The sequence below is a fragment of the Treponema sp. SP13 genome, from assembly GCF_050938355.1.
Lineage (GTDB): Bacteria > Spirochaetota > Spirochaetia > Treponematales > Treponemataceae > Treponema_D > Treponema_D socranskii.
In genome coordinates this window covers 743674-762107 of the sequence record NZ_JADOVM010000001.1, presented here as the reverse complement: position 1 = coordinate 762107, position 18434 = coordinate 743674, and the positions used below count along the sequence as shown (strand labels likewise).

The window sequence follows — 18434 nt, the reverse complement described above, 5'->3', positions numbered from 1 at the left end:
GCACTTTTAACTTCGAGTTTCCTCTCGAAAACTCGCGGATATACGTGTGCGCTTACGCGCACGAATTGCACGGCTCCTAAATCCGAAGATTTACTCGCTGTGCAATTTTAAGGAAGGTTTAAAAGCACCGCTGGAATAGCGCAGCGCTTTTAACTTCGAGTTTTCTTTCGAAAACTCGCGGATATACGTGCGCGCTCTCGCGCACCAATTCAACAGTCTCCAAAATTGATATTTTGTTCGACTGTTGAATTTTAAGGAACGGATTTTTACCGCGCGCCGCCGTTCGAAGCGGGAGCGGCGGAAGGTAAAACAAACGGCGGGCTTTATACATGCCCGCCGTTCGATCATTTAATTATTAATAATTTTTTATCGGCATTTAATTCAGCGCGATGCCGCCGTTTTACCCGCCGTTTTTCCGAATACCATGCAGTCTGCGATCGCATTGCCGCCGAGCCGGTTCGAACCGTGAATACCGCCGGTAACTTCGCCGCAGGCGTATAAGCCGGGAACGGGTTTCCCGTCCGCGCCGAGCACTTCGGCATCCGTGTTGATTTGGATACCGCCCATCGTGTGGTGTACGGTCGGAACTTTTTTGCACGCGTACCACGGACCTGCGTCGAGCGTTTTGTCGTCCGGGCTGTTCGATGTAAATCCGAGTTCGTCTTTTTCGACTTCTTTTGAAACGACGGAGTTGTACTGTGCGACCGACGCTTTCAGGTCGTCGGCGTTCATTTTTGTCTTTTGCGCAAGTTCGTCGAGCGTTGCAGCTTCGATGACGGAACCCTGTGCGACCATGTTTGCGATCGTCGCGCCGTTGTTGTCGACGAAATCGCGTGACGGATAGCGTATGGAATTGACGACAATCCAGTAGGTGCTGCCGTCCTGTGCGAAAATCGCTTTGCACAAAGTATCGCGCGCCGCGTTTTCGTTTACGAAGCGTTTGCCCGAAGCGTTGACGAAGATGCGGTTTTTGCCGGATGTGCGGATGTTTTCCATGAGGCCGGTTCCCGGCGTACCGCAGGGGTGGAGTTGAATATCGGGCATACCGACGACGTTTGCGCCCGCGCTTTCGGCGAGCGTAATGCCGTCGCCCTGTGCGCACAGGAACATATTTGTCGTGCCGATCGAATTGTCGAGCTTCACTTCTTTCCATACGCCCGTGTTCACTTTTTGACGGAGCGCGACGTTTGCACCGAATCCGCCGGTTGCGATGATGACGCCTTTGGAAGCGTTGACCGTGATTTTCCTGCCTTTGTTTTCTCCGACCGCGCCTGAAACTCTGTCGCCTTTTTTAATAAGCGACGTCGCTTTCGTGTCCGTGATGACGGTGATGTTCGGATGTTTTGCCGCGTACGCTTCGAACACTCTGATGTAGCTGTTGCCGGACGGCGTTTTCGGGTAGTGACTGCGCTGACCGAGCGAGCCCGTAGCGGCGCCGATTTTATCTTTAAACTGCACACCGATCGATTCGAGCCATTCGACTGCTGGAAGCGCATTGCTCGTCATATAGCGGACGAGAGAAGGCGTGCCGGTGTTGTGACCGCCGGTCATCGTTGCGTTGTAAAAAGTTTCGACGGAATCGGTGATACCCTGCGGCACTTGGCGCTTGGGATCTACGGCGTTGAGCGCGCCTTCGGAAACGTTCGTGCTTCCGCCGAGCAAACCGATTTTTTCCATGACGATGACTTTCGCGCCGTTTTGCTCTGCGGAGATGGCTGCCGCAAGTCCCGCGCCGCCGCCTCCTATGACGAGTACGTCCGTGTTGTACGTTTCATCTTTAAGCTGTTTCGCTTTTTTCGGCTGTGTCCATTTTTTAATGTCGGCTCCCGACTGCACGAGACAGTCGCGCACCGCAGCGATGAGCGAACGGCTCGAAATGCTTGCACCGGTGACGACGTCGACGGCGAGCGATTGGTTGTCGATAATCCGCGCGGCGACCGTTTCGAGCGCTTTTTTCCCGACGCCGATCGTTTCAAGGTTTTTCGAATAATCGATGTCGGTGATCTTTCCGTTGCTCACCGTGACCGATACGGTCATCGGCGCGTTGTGTCCCGAAATCGTTTTCGAATAGGTTTGTGCCTGCGCTTTTTTCGCAGCGCTTACCGTGCCGGCGAGCAGCGCGGCTGAACACAAAAATAATGCGATTTTTTTCATATAACACTCCTTGTTAAGTTTACTTTGCTAAAATCGATCGTGCGGCGATTCTGCCGAATGTCAGAACGTCCGCCGTCGCGTTACCGCCGAGCCGATTCGAGCCGTGAATGCCGCCGACAACTTCGCCTGCCGCATAGAGACCGTCGATCGGTTTGCCGTTTACATCCATAACTTGTGCATTTGTAGCGATATATAAACCGCCCATCGTGTGATGGATCGACGGAGCGCGCGGGGTCGCATAAAACGGTGCCTTTTCGATTTTATCTGCGAACAGCTTGCGTCCGAATACGGGATCGTTTTTGGCTTCTACCATTTTATTGTATTCGGCCACCGTCGCCTGCAGGCTGCCTGCAGGCATTTTAAGCTGTTCTTCAAGTCCCGCGAGCGTGTCTGCTTTATAGATGCGTCCGAGCGATACGAGCGTTTCGACATTTTCGTTGAATGAATTTTTTTCTTCGACGATCGATGCATCGTTGATATCGTAGCATATAGCATCGGTTTGCTTTTTGATTGCAGCGACAAATGCATCTCGGCGGGCGTCTTCGTTGACAAATCGTTTGCCTTCTTTGTTGACATCGATGACGTTGTCAAGACCGGACATCTTCCGTGCGCGTCCTTGCAGTGTGCCGCTGCCGGGTGTCGCGAGCGGATACGTTTGAACGTAATCCATTCCCGTCGTAGCGGCTCCGATTGCGACCGCCATGATAATTCCGTCACCGGTTGTTCCGGGTTGATTTGTAGAAACCATATCGGGCGTTAAAGACGGATTCGATTTTTGACGCATCTCTTTGTTGTTGCTGTATCCGCCCGTGGCGATGATGATACCTTTTGTTCCTCGGTAATCGTACGTGCTGCCGAACCGGTCGATTGCGCGGACGCCGATCGCTTTTCCGTTTTCGACGATAATCCGTTCGGCACGCATATTCGTAATGATCGGTATGTTGTGTTTTATCGCTTCGTCATACAGCGGGCCGATGAGCCCCGTTCCCGCGGGGGCGTCTACCTGATGCGTCCGCTGCCACAGAGCGCCCGCGCCTTGGCTGACTTTGCTGCGGAACGGCGTTCCGAGCCCCTCCATCCAGTGCAAGGTGTTGAACGTATTTTCCGTATAGGTGCGGATCAAATCGACGTGACCGACTTTATCGCCGCCGTTGTATGTTTGCAGCGCGTGCCATTCGGGGCAGTCGAACAGTGTTTGAGAGCCGGATGCGAGGTATGCATTGTATTTCGCTTTGACGTCGTTTATCAATTTTGCGTGCGCGGCGTTTGCCGGTTTTTCTCCGACAGCTTTGACGACGGCTGCTTTGAGCGTATCGGTCATCGGAAGTGCCGCTTGCCTTTGGGGATCCGCCGTATTGAACGCACTCGCACAGCGGACTGTATTTCCGCCGATGACAGGCATCTTTTCGATGACGATGACCTGTGCGCCCGCTTGTGCTGCCGTTACCGCTGCCGCCAGTCCCGCACCTCCTGCGCCGACGATGATGATATCCGCGCTTTCCGTTGTGACGTTGTCGTTTTTCGTCCCTTTCGGGGGTACCGGAGCGTTCAGCGACGCGGTATCTCCGTTTGCTTGTTTTATACATTGATAGACGGCGCTTTTGAAGGCGGCGCTCGTAACGGTTGCACCGGAAACGCTGTCGACGTTGAGCGTTTGGTATTCGACGATATCTTTCGCAATCGTATCGATAGCCGCATCTCCGAGGAATCGCGTTTCCGAATGCTTTGTAACATCTATCGATGCGATTTTATTTTTAGTCAAAACTACCTGTACGTTGATGTAATCGTTGTTGCCGTAGACGGAAGCGGTATAGGTTCCTGCTTTGAATTTCGATTTACCGCATGAAACGAGGCTGAGCAAGAGAACAATCGCAGACAATGCGACCACCGTTCTTTTCGTTTTTGAAAGATGTTCTTTGTTCATAGCCTACCCCCTTTTAGGGCTGTCCAAAAACTGAAGTTTTTGGACAGCTTCTTTTTACTATACCTGTATGCGGTATAAACAAGGATACTTCCTCTTCTTTATAATCGCATACAATCGGCTCTATCGTTATTTTGCATCAGCAACGACGGTGTCGCCTGCGAGTTTGCCGAATACGACCGTGTCTACGACGGCGTTGCCGCCGAGACGGTTTGCGCCGTGGATGTCGCCGGTAACTTCGCCGGCTGCGTACAAACCGGGAATCGCTTTGCCGTTCGTGTCGAGCACGCGCGCATCGGTGTCGATGGAGATGCCGCCCATCGTGTGGTGGATGCACGCTTTACGGGGTGTTGCAATCCACGGGCCGTGCTCAAGTTTTACCGAATAGAGCGTCCGTCCGAACTCGTCGTGTCCGGAAGCGACGCTCTCGTTGAACGCATCGACGGTCGCTTTGAGAACTGCGGCATTCATGCTGAGCTTTGCAGCCATCGCGTCGAGCGTGTCGGCCTTATACATAAAGCCGTTTTTTTCGCAGTAGTCGAACGTAAAGCCGTCGGCACTCCGCCACGACGGATCGTTGATGTCTTTGTATTTGTCGCCGTCGGCACATTCGAGAACGTAGTAGAACTGTTCCGGCTGATTGAAAACGGCGAGACAGATATTGTCGCGGCGGCCGCCTTCGTTCGTAAAGCGTTTACCTTCTTTGTTTACGAAGATGATCTGATCGGTACCGTTTGCCGCACGCAGCGTATATTTCGATATCTGACCATCCTGCAAATTGCCGAGGTACAAAAGCTGAATTTGTTCCATGTCGGCAAGAGCGGCTCCCGCGGCGGTCGCCATGGTTATGCCGTCGCCCTGAGAAGCGGAAAAGCGGTTCGTCGTTCCGACTTTGCTCAAATCGCTCCATTTGCCTGACGTGTTGTACTTCTGTACCATTTTGCTGTTTGCGCCGAAACCGCCGGTCGAAAGGATAACGCCGTCTTTTGCGGAAATCGTAAATTTATTTCCATATCTGTCCGCACAGACGACGCCGGTAACTCTGCCGTTTTCTTTGACGAGAGATTTCGCCGTCGTTTCGACCATGAGCGAAACGTTGTCCATCTTTTCGATATTGTCGATATAGGTCGAAAGAAAACCTGTGCCGAGTTTCATAACGCTCGTATGCGTGCGCTGCCACAGAGACCCTGCGCCCTGTGCAATCTTATCGGAAAAACGCATGCCGAGTCCTTCGATCCACTTTAATCCGCTGTATGCGTTGTATGCCAGCGTTTTGACGAGGTCGAGGTTTGCGGCTTTATCTCCGCCGTTCCACGTTTGCAGCGCGTACCATTCTTTCGAGTCGAAGAGATCCGTGCGTCCGCTTGCTTTGTATGCGTCCCACTGTGCGCGCACCGCCGCTTGAAGAGCCGCGTGTTCGTCGCTTGCAGGGTTTTCCGCGAGAGCGTTTTCGATCGTCGGTTTTACCGAATCCGACATTTTAACTTTTTTTTGCAGCGCTTCATCGGCAGCGTTGTAGATGGCTCCGCACACGAGCGTGTCGCCTCCGACTTCGCCGGTCTTTTCGACGATGATGACCGATTTGCCTTTTTGTCCGGCTGCGATTGCGGCTGCAAGACCTGCGCCCCCGCCGCCGACAACGACGACATCGGCGCTCGCATTCGACGGAGCTTTAGCGGGTTTTTGCTTTTTGCTCCAGTCGGCAAGATTGCCGCCCGCCTGCTGTAAGCACTTGGTTACCGCGGCCGTAATCGCGCGGGAAGTAATCGTAGCGCCGGTTACGACATCGACGTTAATGCTTTGGTTTTCGACGATCCGCTGAGGAATGACATCCACCGGCGAAAGTCCGCCGGCCGTTACAACCTTACCGTTGATGTCTTTTAAGCGCGTACCGATTCCGGGCGTTTCCGCTTCTTTCGTCACTTCGACTTGCGTGATCTTTTTGCCCTTGATCGTAACGCTTATTTCGACGTCGCCGTTCATGCCGCCGACCGCAGCCGTGTAGGTTCCGTTTTTAACGGATTTTCCGCCGGCACCGAACAGGAATGTAGTTGCAAAAAGCGCATACGCCGCCGTTTGCAAAAGCCGAATCTTTTTCATATATCCTCCATCAAATGATATAAAATGATTTTCATACAACGAAGCTATGCGATAAATTTTCCATTATTTTTTCCATAATGTTTATGGTACTTTATGAAAAGCGGGTATCACAATCGAATATAACAAAATATTTAAAACTATTCAATGTAAAATACCGTTTTGTAACGATGCGGCGTGTAACCTTTTTTGCGCGATCGCTGTTTGAAAGGTGAATGCAAGAGCAAACGTAATCTGATTTGCTTTCTCCTCTCCTTTCTGGAGCCCTGCCGTCGGCAGGGCTCCTTTTTTTATTTCGTTTTGTGTATACTGACGGTATGCATCGCATTTTATTTATCTGTCACGGAAACATCTGCCGCTCTCCGATGGCGGAATTCGTTATGAAAGATTTGGTACGGAAGGCGGGACGGGAACGCGATTTCGTTATCGAATCGGCGGCGACGAGCAACGAAGAGATCGGAAACGATATTCACCGCGGCACGAGAAAAAAGCTCGACGATATGGGAGTGGCGCACGAAGCGCGTGCAGCGCGGAGAATCGTACGAAGCGATTACGACGCATACGATTTTTTGATCGGCATGGACGACGAAAACCTGTACTATATGCGGAAAACGTTCGGAGAAGACCGCGCGCATAAAATGAGCAAGCTGCTCGAGTGGTGCGGCGTGCATCGCGACGTTGCCGACCCGTGGTATACGGGAAACTTCGATGCGACGTGGGACGACGTGCTTGCAGGCTGCCGCGCGATTTCGGCAAAGCTTTCGTAAGCGGATCCGTCGTTCCGCGCGGCCGCCGCGCATACATACATCGGGCAATGCGCGTAATTGCGTGAGCGTTATTATTCTGCTATAATCGATTCGTTATGGAAAACGAAGTACGTGTTCGCTACGCTCCCTCTCCGACGGGGATGCAGCATATCGGCGGTGTGCGCACCGCGCTGTTCAATTATCTTTTTGCGCGTTCGCAGGGCGGCAAATTTGTTTTGCGCCTCGAAGATACCGACCGTACGCGCTACGACGAAAAATTTGTTAAGAATTTGTACGATACGATGGCATGGCTCGGCATCGACTGGGACAAGGGCGGCGATAAAGGCGGCCCTTACGGCCCTTATGTGCAGAGCGAGCGCTTCGATCTCTATAAAAAATATGCGGAAGAACTTGTCGCAAAGGGCGAAGCCTATTACTGTTTTTGCGACGAAGAGCGCCTCGCGCGCATCCGAAAAATCCAAACGGAAAACAAAATGGCGCCGGGTTACGACCGCCATTGCCGTATGCTGACCTCTGAAGAAGTGCGGGAAAATATAGCGGCGGGAAAACCGCACGTCATCCGCCTCAAAGTGCCGCTCGAAGGCGAAACGGAATTTCACGATTATCTGCTCGGAAAGATCACGTGGAAAAACGAAGATATCAGCCCGGATCCCGTTTTGCTCAAAAGCGACGGTTTTCCGACTTACCACTTGGCGAATATCGTCGACGATCACTTTATGCATATTTCTCACGTAATGCGCGCGCAGGAGTGGATACCGTCGACGCCGCTGCACGTACAGATGTACCGCGCTTTCGGCTGGAAGCATCCCGAATTCTGTCACTTGCCCATGGTCAACGGTAAAGACGGTCAAAAGCTTTCGAAGCGGCACGGTGCGACGAGTGTCGATGAATTCCGCGCGCGCGGTTATCTTCCCGAAGCGATTATCAATTATGTTGCGATGCTCGGCTGTTCGTACGAAGACGGCAGAGATATGTATTCGCTCGACGAGCTGTGCCGCTTATTTAAAATCGAGCATTTAAATAAATCACCTGCGGTATTCGATTATAAAAAACTCGAATGGTATAACGGACAGTATATCCGTATGCTTTCGGATGAAGCGCTTTACCGCATGACGCTGCCGTTTATCACGGGAACGGGCGATGCCGCTCTTCCGATCCATTCCGACGGTGAATTGCCGCCTCCGCGCGTGGGGCCGGAATATTCGGGTATCGCGCTCGGAAACGACGGCGAACCGGTTTGCGTTGACGCTTCCATGCAGATGACAAGCGCCGACGTAAAAGCCGCCCTCATGTGCCTCATGCCGCTTATTAAAGAGCGGCTCCACTATTTGACCGACGCCGCGGAAATGGTGCGCTTTTTGTTTACCGAACCGGCCGTGCCTCCCGTCGAAGAGATCGTTCCGAAAAAACTCGACGCGGCGAAAACGAAAGAGATATTGCTTCGCGCAAAGAATTTCGTCGACGCGGCTTTCGCTATGAGCCATGAAGAAGCGGAAAATCTTGCGAGGACGGAAGCGGAAGCGCTCGGCGTAAAGCTCGGAGATTTTATGATGCCCGTGCGCATGGCGGTAACCGGCAGCAGAATAAGTCCTCCGCTTATCGGCTCGATTCTCATACTCGGAAAAGAGCGGTGTCTTTCGCGGATCGAAAAGACGCTCGAAAAGTTTTAGGGGGGGGGTAATATGCCTCAAATACAGGGATTTCGAATCCGAAACTACAAAGCTCTGAAAGATATTACACTCGGAAAGTTATGGAATAATCGTAATAGACCTTTGACACCTCTTACCGTCGTTATCGGAAAGAACGGAAGCGGTAAGAGCAGTATTTTTGAAGCGTTCGGTTTTATCGCCGACTGTTTAAAAACGGGCGTGGAAGATGCGTGCGATGTGCGCGGCGGCTTTGAAAAGATTTTTTCGAAAGGTCAAAACATAGATGAACCTATGGCATTCGAATTGTATTATCGGGAGAGTGCGGAAGAAAGCCCTATTACTTATGAATTTTCGATAAAATTGGATAAGAATCGGAGACCTTTTATCTATACCGAACGGTTGCGACAGCGGCGAAGAGGAGAGGGACACGGCCGACCGTTTTCATTTTTGATTTTAAATGACGGAACGGGTATTGCATGGAAAGGAAAAACATTGGGAAAACGAATTGAGGAAGATGAGCATACGGTATTTGATGTAAATCCGCTTATTTCAAAAATCGAATCGGGTGATCAAACGGAAGAAACAAATGAGACGGAAGTGGTACGTCTTAACGATAACCGGCATTTGGCAATTACGACATTGGGAGCATTAAAGCAACATCCCCGTATTACCGCCTTTCGTAAATTTATCGAAGGTTGGTATGTCAGTTACTTTTCTCCGGATTCGGCTCGTGCATTGCCGCTTGCGGGCGTACAAAAGCATCTCGATGTGCACGGTGATAACGTTGCGAATGTCGTACAGTTTATGCAGCGGGAACATCCGAAACGATTCAAAGGGATTTTAGAACGCATTGCCAAGAAAATACCGGGGCTTGAAAAAATAGATACCGAAATTTCTTCCGACGGACGTTTGCTTTTGAAATTTTACGGGCAGGGATTTAAAGCGCCGTTTTACGCGCAGCAAATGTCCGACGGAACGCTTAAAATGTTTACGTATATGCTGCTCATGGAGGATCCCGAACCTCATTCCTTTATCTGTATAGAAGAACCTGAAAACGGTTTATATCATAGATTATTGGAAATCCTCGCAGCTGAGTTTCGTGAACATGCAGCCGAAAAAAAAAGCGGCTCCCAATTATTTATTACAACCCATCAGCCGTATTTTGTCAACGCTCTTGAACCGGACGAAGTTTGGATCCTTGAAAAGCAAGCCGACGGTTTTTCTGCAATTCATCGTGCAAGCGATGATACATTGGTAAAAGATATGGTTGCTGAAGGTATTCCGTTGGGAAGTCTGTGGTATAGCGAATATTTGGATAAGGATTAACCGCCGTGCATTATGAAATATTGGTGGAAGATATGTCCGGTAAAGCGATGCTCGATAATTTGCTGCCGAAAATTATTATACATACAAAAAATACTTTTCGTGTTCACGCGTACAAAGGACTTGGTATAATCCCTAAAAATCTGAAAACCGCGCACGGCGTATCGAATAGGATTTTATTGGAACAGCTTCCGCGATTATTGCGGGGATACGGTAATGTGCATAAAGTCGACAAAGAACAAATTCTTATCGTCGTATGCGATTTGGATGACCGTAATGAAAAAGAATTTTTATCCGAACTGAAATCTTTGTCGGATAATTGTCCGGTAAAGCCCAAAGCGGAATTCTGTCTTGCCATAGAAGAAGGGGAAGCGTGGCTGCTTGGCGATATAGCTGCGATTAAAAAAGCGTATCCGAAGGCGCTCGACAATGTGTTACTCCGCTATAAAAACGACAGCATTTGCGGGACATGGGAACTGCTTGCGGATGCCCTCTGTAAGGGCGGACATTTAAAATTGAAAAAGGACGGTTTTCAAGCGATCGGTACGCAGAAATCAAAGTGGGCTTCGACGATAGCGCCCTATATGGACGTCTGCAACAATAAATCGCCGAGTTTTAATAATTTTAAACGTACCGTAGAAAAATATAACGATGCTCGATGAGCCCCCGCTCACGTTCCTCGTATACAGTCGCTTCGTCCTTCGCGCCGCCGCAATGAGCGTTTACCCCTTGCACGCAAATCGAAGCGCGTTGTAAGCGCCGTCATATACGCCCGCTTTTGCGTTTTGCCGTATGTGTTTGATGTACATTTCGAGCAGATCGTCCGTTTCTATGAGCGTCGCGAGCGTGCGGTGCAAGTCGGATGTGTTTTCCGTTTCGATCGTGCCGTCGCCCATTTCGCTGCCGCGGATTGCACCCCACGCTTCGTGTTTTCCGACGCGCTGGATAAACAATTTCGGTATCGGGTAAAACGACAGTTCGCTCGGCTTTGTGATCATGATATCGCTTACGCGCATCAGCAAATTTGTTAAGTAGACGGCCGCGTAGAATTCGTCGTGTAAAAATACGTGAACGCCACGCACGTCGTCCGTTTCGGTTTCTTTGACGAAGCGCTTTGTCGCATTCCAATCGGTGTGCATCGTATATGAAACGCCGCTCTTATCGAGATTCGCTTTGAGTTCTTTCCATCGTCCGGCGTGATCTCCCATGTTTACGAAAAACGCGGCATTGCCGCTTTCGATAAATGTTTTGCACGTTTCGATGATATCCGCAAAACGCCGTGCCTGCGCTCCGGCTCCTCCCATCGTAAGCAAAAAGCGGCGGGGCTTTCCTTCTTTCATGCGTTCTATCCGCCGTTTGCAGTCTCCTTCGATTGCCGATACGATTTCGTAATCGACGTAGTGACCGGTTTCGAGCAGCGTGTCCGGTTCGAGACAGCGCGTGATTTTGTACTTGCCGTCCATCGAAAGGAGCGTACGGTAACCCATATATGCCGACGGCGACTGCACAGTGTGACGGCTTCCTTCGACGAGCCAAAATCCCATCGGATAATTGTCGGGGATGATGCTGACGACGTTTTTGACGCCGCCCATGATCGCCGCGTGTCCGACCCACGGGTGCATCGAAAGGAGCGGCACGTCTTCGGGAATCAATTCCAAAATCGGTTCGAAAAGCTGCGAGAGGATGCGTTCGTTCACCGACGTCGAAAGCGGTCTGCTCCCGACGGACGTCGCTTTTTCCCAAACGTGTTTATTGAACCACTTCCAGCGCTGCGAAACGCGCGAAAGCACGTCGTACCAATACTGCAAAAAGCGTATCGATTTTTGTGCCGTGCTTCCGTCGAATGCCGTCAAATCCAAAAGATAGGGCGTATAGCCGAAGTGCTTCGCCGCAGACGCCATCGCGATTGCGATGCGCCAGTGTCCGAATCCCATGCGGATCGTACCGATGATGATCGCGTGTTTCGATTGTATATCGCGGACTTTTCCTTTCGTTTTGTTTTTGTCGACGATCGTGAGCATACCGAAATCGTTGTACGCTTCCCCTGCGGCGACGGCTCCCGGTTCGACGGGCGTATCGTCCCGAGAAAAAAGAAAACGGCATACGCGGTATTTGAAAAAAGCAAAGCGCACTTCGGACGGCGCGATCGGATTGCCGAACGCCTGAGTGTAAGAGCCGTGCGGGTTCATAGTGCTATTGTAATGCAAGGGACGGCGCGGAGCAAGGCGCGGCTTGACTGTCGATTGCGGTGAGCGGGATTTACAGCTTTTCGACTTCCTCTTTTGTGAGGCCGGTCATCCGCCGTATAAAATCGACAGAACAGCTTTCTCGCTGCATCAGCTTTGCCGTTTCCCGCTTTGCTTGATATGAACCCGCGGCGATACCGTCGCGTCGGCCTTGTAAGAGTCCGTCTCTCCTGCCTTTGCGTATTCCCCGCTCAAAGCCGATCTTTTCACCTGCCATACGTAAGTCATCTTCCCGTATATTCAACGACATATACCAGCTCCTGAACTTTTCGTTCCGTTTCGCTTTTTCGACAAGCGCATCGATGTGCTGTGTAAAACCGCTCGTCGCCCGCCTCTCGCAAAGATATTCCAACAATGCGCTCAATTCAGGCTCATCCTCTTTACCGTAGGCACCCACATTATAAAATACTTTATACGATTTGTCATCAAGAAAAAGAGTGCCGTCGGCGGTACAGATATTGCAAAACTCGTATACGGGTAAACCTCTACCGAAGGGATCCTGCGTACAGATAAAGATGACATAGCTCTCTTTTAATTCCGCGTAGCTTTGACCGCGCAAGAGATTGTCGACATCCATAAGGCTTTGGTAATAACGCGTACGTTTGGGAAGAAAAGGCGGAATCGACGTTTGAATTTCGATATCGAATACGCGGTCGGAATCGAAGACATAGACGTCAAGGCGTATGCCCTTGCTTTCGTAAAACGGAGTGATCGTTTTTTGCAGGGAGGGATATTCTATTTTACCGACTTTGATATGTAAAAGGCGCTCCAATACGCCTTTACAAATTCTTTTGTTTTTCATGATCGTGCCGAACATAAAGTCGTCGGTAAAGGTGAGTTCTTCGACGGGTTTATGGGTATATTCCATAGCTGCACCTTCGGTTATTGAGATAGCGCGGCAAAGAAAGCCGCTGCAATATATATCGTTTACAAAGCGGCAAATTACGCGCTTTTTTGTGGAAATAAATGGAAACATCGTTTCCTGCGCGGGGAACTTCGCGCTCCGCGCTCGTTGCAAGTGGCGCGGGGAACTTCGCGCTCCGCGCTCGTTGCAAAAGCGGCATATTCCGATTTATTGCGGACTGATGTTCGACTAAGACGATGATATCGGCGCCGAAACGGTGTATAATGAATCGATTACCGAATGACACATCATCAATCGGATCGCACCGTATAGCTTGTGCCGCCCGGAGCGCGTTCGATAACGCATTTTTAAAAATTTCCCGTGAAACGAAGGGGAAATAGGGGTGTTTTAGAAAGCAAAAAAAGAGTTGACAGCGGAGCCGGCTTGTGCTATATTAAAAAAGAATTACAGTTGTATCAACTGTTAACTACGGCTGTCATAAAAAGACCGTCGGTCCGGCAGCCGATGCAAAAATGGAGGTTTTTTGTATGAAAAAGATTTTAGGTGTTGTGCTTGCATCCGCACTCGTCGCGGGCGCATTCGCACAAGTTACGACCGGAGTTGAATTCAGAACGAAGGTTACCGCCGCGGATTGGACGTTCAAAAAGGACACGGATCCGGATGCGGCATACTTTGTGCAGGATAATCTTGACGATACGCATATCGGTATTGATGCTGCGGGAAAAAATGCCGGCGTTACGGCGGAAGTCAATTTTGATTTGGATACTGCTACAATTCTCGGTGTCGGTGATGTATTGGGATGGTTCAATGTCGGTGCGCTTAAATTCACCGCAGGTAAATTTGCCAGCCGCTCAACGAACGCGATGGGTCTGCGCATGCGCCAGGCTGTAGGCAAAATCGTTAGCATTTCGTTTGTCGAAGCGTATAAATTCGGTACGGCAATTGGTGGTAATGTCGGTGTCGATGCGAACAATATGACGAACGGTGAGAACCTTGCCGCAATCGGTGACTATACGTTCCCGATCGGCGATGCGAAGCTTCTCGTAAAAGCCGCCATTTTCGATTCCAAACCCGGTTTCCCGCACCTCAAGAGCGGTTACGGTTTTGAAGCCGCATATCAGTCCAAGCTCTTTACGATCATCGCTGATGTAAAAGTGCCGAAAGCATACACTGCAGTAACCGGTGTGTATTTCCGTATGATGCCGATCGATATGCTCGACTTCGCCGTCGGCGGTACGCTTGCATTCGATAATAGCGGCGCAACCGACAATACGACGATCGGTCTCGACGCGCGTGTACGCATTTTGCCGCTCGATGCGCTTTCTTTCACCGTTATGGGTAACTACTCTCTTGAAACAGCTAAACAAGGCGACAATAAAGCATATACCGACGGTAAATACATCGCGCTCAATGCAAGCTATATGTTGAACGATATGTTTACGCTCTTCGGTGAACTCGGATATTTCGATGAGAATACAAAAGCATATCAGGGAAAGGATAACATTAAATTCCAAGTCGGTACGACAGTGAAACCGGTTGAAAACGTAACCGTTTCCGGTGCCGTACAGGCTGCGATTCCGATCTACAGCGATACGCCTGCAAAAGGTACTCCTGTATTCGGACTTTCGATCCCTGTCGCTATGAAGATCGCTTTCTAAGCTGAACTTTATTTGACAACCGACCCGTGCGCTCTGTACGGGTAGGGCAAAAATCCCGCAGCATACGTTGCGGGATTTTTTTATAGCGGGGAGAATGCGCGTGACGAGCGGGCAAACGTGTACGCGGCAGTTGCCGGAATGCGGGGGCGGTGTGGGGCGTGCGCTTGAGAAAAAGCGGGGAGTAGGGGTGAACTGTGGACTTGAGCAATCGAGGTGTGCGTCCCGCGTTTTGCGGAATGCGCTGCCTTACAGCTTTTCGATTTCCGCTTCGGAGAGGCCGGTAGCTTGCGCGATGTTTTTAATCAATAGCCCCATGCCGAGTAAGTTTTTTGCCGTTTCAAGTGCTTTTTGATATGAGCCTTCAGAAAAACCTTTCGCTTCGCCTTCCTGTTTCCCTTGTGCGATACCTTCCTGCAGTGCGATTTCCCGTTCTTCTTCCCGCTGTACAGCTATGTCCACGTCATAATCGTATTCGGCTATAAGCATATTCATCACCTCCCGCGATTTTCGCTGTAAGTATTCCCGTAAGATGTCGTTTTGTATGCACTCTTTGATCGCGTTCTGAAAGCCGTTTTCGCTGTCGAGCTTCGTGTGTCTTCTCACGACATCTACGAACAGCGTGTATTCTTTCAGCGGTTTGCACGCATGTAAGATTTCACTTCCCTTATTATAATTGATATTCGTCACGCTGACAATGAGTTCGAGGCTCGGTTTTTGAGGTATCGTCATAAAAGCGTCGGAAAGACGGAGCGTTGCAGTTTCGGGGTAATCTTCTTCTCCGTTGTAGAACACGTAGAACTCCGGCGTCGGGATCTTTTTAAGCCTACGGAGATAGCGGTCGCGCGGGTTTTCGATGCGCTCATAGAGGCGCGCGGCATACTGCAAAAAGCGAAGCGGCATATTCGCGTTGATTTCCTTAGAATTAATCGGCGAGTAATTTTTCAAAATTACGAGTCGATTAATTATGCTGTTTCGTAATGTAATGAGAAACAGCAATGGATATGCGACGTTTGTCTGAAAGACAAACTCGACGTTACTCATATCCGGCGCTATTTGGACGGATATGAGTAACGGTGGACTGGTGTTCTACCAATACGATGATCTTACCGTCGATGAGGCAGGCGATGTCGTTGCGGAAAGCCATGTACATGACCTGTTCGAGACGGAGCGGTTCGAGCTCGGTCGATGTATCGAGCTTTGTACCGTGGAGCGCGTTGTAGAGCGAAAGGAAATTCGCCTTTGCGTTTTTGTCTTCGCCGAAAAAATCGACGAACACCGAATCTTTGTACCGACGATTATATTTTGCCATAAAACCTCCGAAAAATACTCACCATATATATCGCGGAAATGTTGCGATTTCGGAGTTTTTTGAAAAAAATTATCGAAAAGACGTTGAGGATATAAAAGAAGGGTATAAGAAATGAGAGCGGTAAAATCGATTTACAATGAACCGATTAATTATACACTATACATCACCGATTAATAATTTATTTACAGCTTTTCGACTTCTTCTTCGGTGAGGCCGGTCACTTTTGCAATGTTTTCGATCGATAATTTGAGAGCGAGCAAGTTCTTTGCCGTTTCAAGCGCTTTTTGATGCGAACCGGCGGAAAAGCCCTGTGCTTCGCCGCGTGAAAAGCCTTGTCGAACACCTTCCAGCATACCGACCCGTCGCGCGTCGGCTTCAAATGCAGTCATTATCATATATTCGCGCCTCCTTTCATCGTTTTCCTTTACTTCCCGAATCTTGCTTTCGAGTTCTCCGATAAATCCGTTTTCGCCCTTTATGCCGTTCATATATTCCAACAGCGCTTTCAATTCAGGATCCGTCTCTTTTGCGGCCGCCGCACTATTTAAAATAACCTTTGTCACGCCGTCGGGTAACAACAGATCGGGATCTTCTTCACAGAGATTCTTAAACGTATACACGGGATGTCCCCGATTCGGATAATCGAATGTGCAAAAGAAAATAATAAACGTGTCGGGCAAATCGTTATAGTCGCCGCCCTTGTTCAAAATACCGACATCGATTGCCGATTGATAATAACGCAATCGCTTTGCAAGGTTCTTTTGATCGGTCGTCTACATTTCGATGTCGTACAGTTTGCCCCTGTCGTCGCCCGCCCAGACGTCGAGGCGGATTCCCTTGCTGCTGCCTGCTGCAAATGTCTTTTGGTAGTTCAATTCCGTTATCGTACCGATCGTATCGGAAAGCACGATGTTCAGTAATTTTTTGCAGAGGGCGGCGTCTTCCATAACGGCGCAGAACATATAGTCGTCTGCGATTGTCAGTTCGTCAAAACTTTTCCGCACTGTGTAACCCTCCTGTATATAGTATAACACAATACGGACGAAATCGGTAGTATTTTTACGGTCACTGCGGATACGGCAATCTTCTTAGAATCTCATTGATTTTACCGCTCGCACTCTGCAGCATCGAAGCGAATTCAGTGTTTTGTTTCCTGTTCGGCAGCGCCCGATTCCTGCAGCAACTTCCGCAGTATCGGCTCGGCACCGAGCGCATCGGTAAGCGCTTTTGCTTCTTTGCTTGCGCGGGCTTCCGCTTGAGCGGCGGCAGCATTCGCTTTTCCTTTTGTGCGGCTGTCCGATTCCCGTTTGACGGCGCGGATCAAAATATTTTTCGGCGTGTGCTCGAGCGCGATGAATTCGAGGAGCTTGACGTCGTATCCCGCTTTTTCGAGGTATTCGGCACGGAGCGCATCGGTTGCAAGAGCGGCAAAACGCTCTTTGATGATGCCGTATTTTAAAAGTGGTGCGAACGCGGCGTCTGCGGTATTTTTATCGAGCGCGGCGTTCAGTTCGTGCTGACAGCAGGGTACGCTTAAAATCGCTTTGCAGCCGCAGTTTACGGCATAGGCGAGCGCGTAATCGGTCGCCGTATCGCATGCGTGCAGCGTGATGACGATGTCGGCTTTATCTCCGTCCGCATAAGAGGCGATGTCCCCTGCGGCAAAGTCGAGCCCTTCCGCTCCGAGCGCCGCCGCCGTTTTATTGCAATAAGCGACGACGTCTTTTTTCAAATCGAGTCCCGTAATGAGCGCGTCGATTTTTTTTATCTCTTTGAGATAATAGTGAAGCGCAAAGGTGAGGTACGATTTTCCCGAACCGAAGTCGATGATTCGGAGGGGGCGCGAAGTGCCTACCGCGCGCATGACAGCAGGAATGATATCGTCGATGAATTCGAGAAAGCGGTTTATTTGCCGGAACTTATCGTACTTCGACGCGACGACTTTTCCTTCGGCCGTCATCACTCCGAGAAGCACGAAAAACGGCGCGGGCTTTCCTTCGAGGATGAGGTAATTTTTTGTACGGTTGTGTCCTCTCGCACTCGATTGACCGGCGCAGGAATTTTCGCGTTCTGCATCGCCGCATTCCGTATCACCGCAGTTCGAGCCGAATTGCCGGCGAGGTACGTTTTCGATCGACTTTCGGAGCGTCGTCGTTTTTCCGTTTTTATTTCCGAGTATCGTGATGATTTCGGTTTCCGTGCGCTCGACGCAGTTTTTAAACGTCGTACCCGCGTGCGCTTTCAAAAAATCGCCGAATTCTTCTTCCGTGTAATACTCCTGAAAGGCCTGCGTCGCGGTAAATTTTTCCGCAAAATACGCTTTGCCCGAAGAAGCTGCGTGCCGCTTTATTTTTATGCGGGTGTACGGTTTGCCCAAAATCGCTTCGACGTTTTTTACCGGTTTTGAAAACGTTACCGAAAGTATCATAGTATCGAGTATACTAT

General features: G+C 50.2%; 12 protein-coding genes and 3 pseudogenes. 5 read left to right on the top strand and 10 right to left on the bottom strand.

Annotated elements, in window-relative coordinates:
• Positions 1-381 precede the first annotated feature (381 nt).
• The 3 genes from IZU26_RS03370 to IZU26_RS03360 form a co-directional block, all read right to left on the bottom strand.
• A complete protein-coding gene (locus IZU26_RS03370) occupies positions 382-2154 on the bottom strand; it encodes a flavocytochrome c (RefSeq protein WP_433276778.1) in 1773 nt (590 codons plus the stop codon).
• 19 nt (positions 2155-2173) lie between these two features.
• Positions 2174-4078, bottom strand: coding sequence for a flavocytochrome c (locus tag IZU26_RS03365; RefSeq protein WP_433276776.1), 1905 nt, complete (start codon positions 4076-4078; stop codon positions 2174-2176).
• A 126-nt stretch (positions 4079-4204) separates the two neighbouring features.
• The gene (locus IZU26_RS03360) at positions 4205-6175 is read right to left on the bottom strand and encodes an FAD-dependent oxidoreductase (RefSeq protein WP_433276774.1); all 1971 of its coding nucleotides are present in this window, start codon (positions 6173-6175) and stop codon (positions 4205-4207) included.
• A 314-nt stretch (positions 6176-6489) separates the two neighbouring features.
• Here IZU26_RS03360 and IZU26_RS03355 point away from each other — a divergent pair, with 314 nt between their 5' ends.
• The 4 genes from IZU26_RS03355 to IZU26_RS03340 all read left to right on the top strand — a co-directional run bounded on the left by IZU26_RS03355 (position 6490) and on the right by IZU26_RS03340 (position 10573).
• Entirely contained in the window at positions 6490-6939 is a 450-nt protein-coding gene (locus IZU26_RS03355; protein ID WP_433276772.1) for a low molecular weight protein-tyrosine-phosphatase, read from the top strand.
• Positions 6940-7034: 95 nt separating this feature from the next.
• Positions 7035-8609, top strand: coding sequence for a glutamate--tRNA ligase (gltX, locus tag IZU26_RS03350; RefSeq protein WP_433276770.1), 1575 nt, complete (start codon positions 7035-7037; stop codon positions 8607-8609).
• 12 nt (positions 8610-8621) lie between these two features.
• Positions 8622-9914, top strand: coding sequence for an AAA family ATPase (locus IZU26_RS03345; protein WP_433276768.1), 1293 nt, complete (start codon positions 8622-8624; stop codon positions 9912-9914).
• 32 nt (positions 9915-9946) lie between these two features.
• Positions 9947-10573 carry a hypothetical protein gene (locus tag IZU26_RS03340; RefSeq protein WP_051169972.1) on the top strand — a complete coding sequence of 209 codons (627 nt, stop codon included), beginning with the start codon at positions 9947-9949 and terminating at the stop codon, positions 10571-10573.
• A 60-nt stretch (positions 10574-10633) separates the two neighbouring features.
• Here IZU26_RS03340 and IZU26_RS03335 read toward each other — a convergent pair whose 3' ends face one another.
• On the bottom strand, positions 10634-12100 hold the full coding sequence (locus IZU26_RS03335; protein WP_433276765.1) for a DUF6938 domain-containing protein: 1467 nt from the start codon (positions 12098-12100) through the stop codon (positions 10634-10636).
• Positions 12101-12170: 70 nt separating this feature from the next.
• Entirely contained in the window at positions 12171-13025 is an 855-nt protein-coding gene (locus tag IZU26_RS03330; RefSeq protein ID WP_433276763.1) for an Rpn family recombination-promoting nuclease/putative transposase, read from the bottom strand.
• Between the two features lie 524 nt (positions 13026-13549).
• On the opposite strand from IZU26_RS03330, the gene IZU26_RS03325 reads away from it, so the two are divergent.
• On the top strand, positions 13550-14680 hold the full coding sequence (locus IZU26_RS03325) for a hypothetical protein (protein ID WP_433276761.1): 1131 nt from the start codon (positions 13550-13552) through the stop codon (positions 14678-14680).
• Positions 14681-14926: 246 nt separating this feature from the next.
• Here IZU26_RS03325 and IZU26_RS03320 read toward each other — a convergent pair.
• The 5 genes and pseudogenes from IZU26_RS03320 to IZU26_RS03300 form a co-directional block, all read right to left on the bottom strand.
• Positions 14927-15592: pseudogene (locus IZU26_RS03320) on the bottom strand (hypothetical protein); the annotation flags it as partial.
• 160 nt (positions 15593-15752) lie between these two features.
• Positions 15753-15989: pseudogene (locus IZU26_RS03315) on the bottom strand (hypothetical protein); the annotation flags it as partial.
• A 182-nt stretch (positions 15990-16171) separates the two neighbouring features.
• Positions 16172-16747, bottom strand: a pseudogene (locus IZU26_RS03310) (Rpn family recombination-promoting nuclease/putative transposase); the annotation flags it as partial.
• 15 nt (positions 16748-16762) lie between these two features.
• Positions 16763-16993, bottom strand: a complete 231-nt coding sequence (locus tag IZU26_RS03305) for a hypothetical protein (RefSeq protein ID WP_433276759.1) — start codon at positions 16991-16993, stop codon at positions 16763-16765.
• Positions 16994-17127: 134 nt separating this feature from the next.
• Positions 17128-18417: a class I SAM-dependent methyltransferase gene (locus IZU26_RS03300; RefSeq protein ID WP_433276758.1), complete on the bottom strand. Its 1290-nt coding sequence runs from the start codon at positions 18415-18417 to the stop codon at positions 17128-17130.
• Positions 18418-18434: the final 17 nt, after the last annotated feature.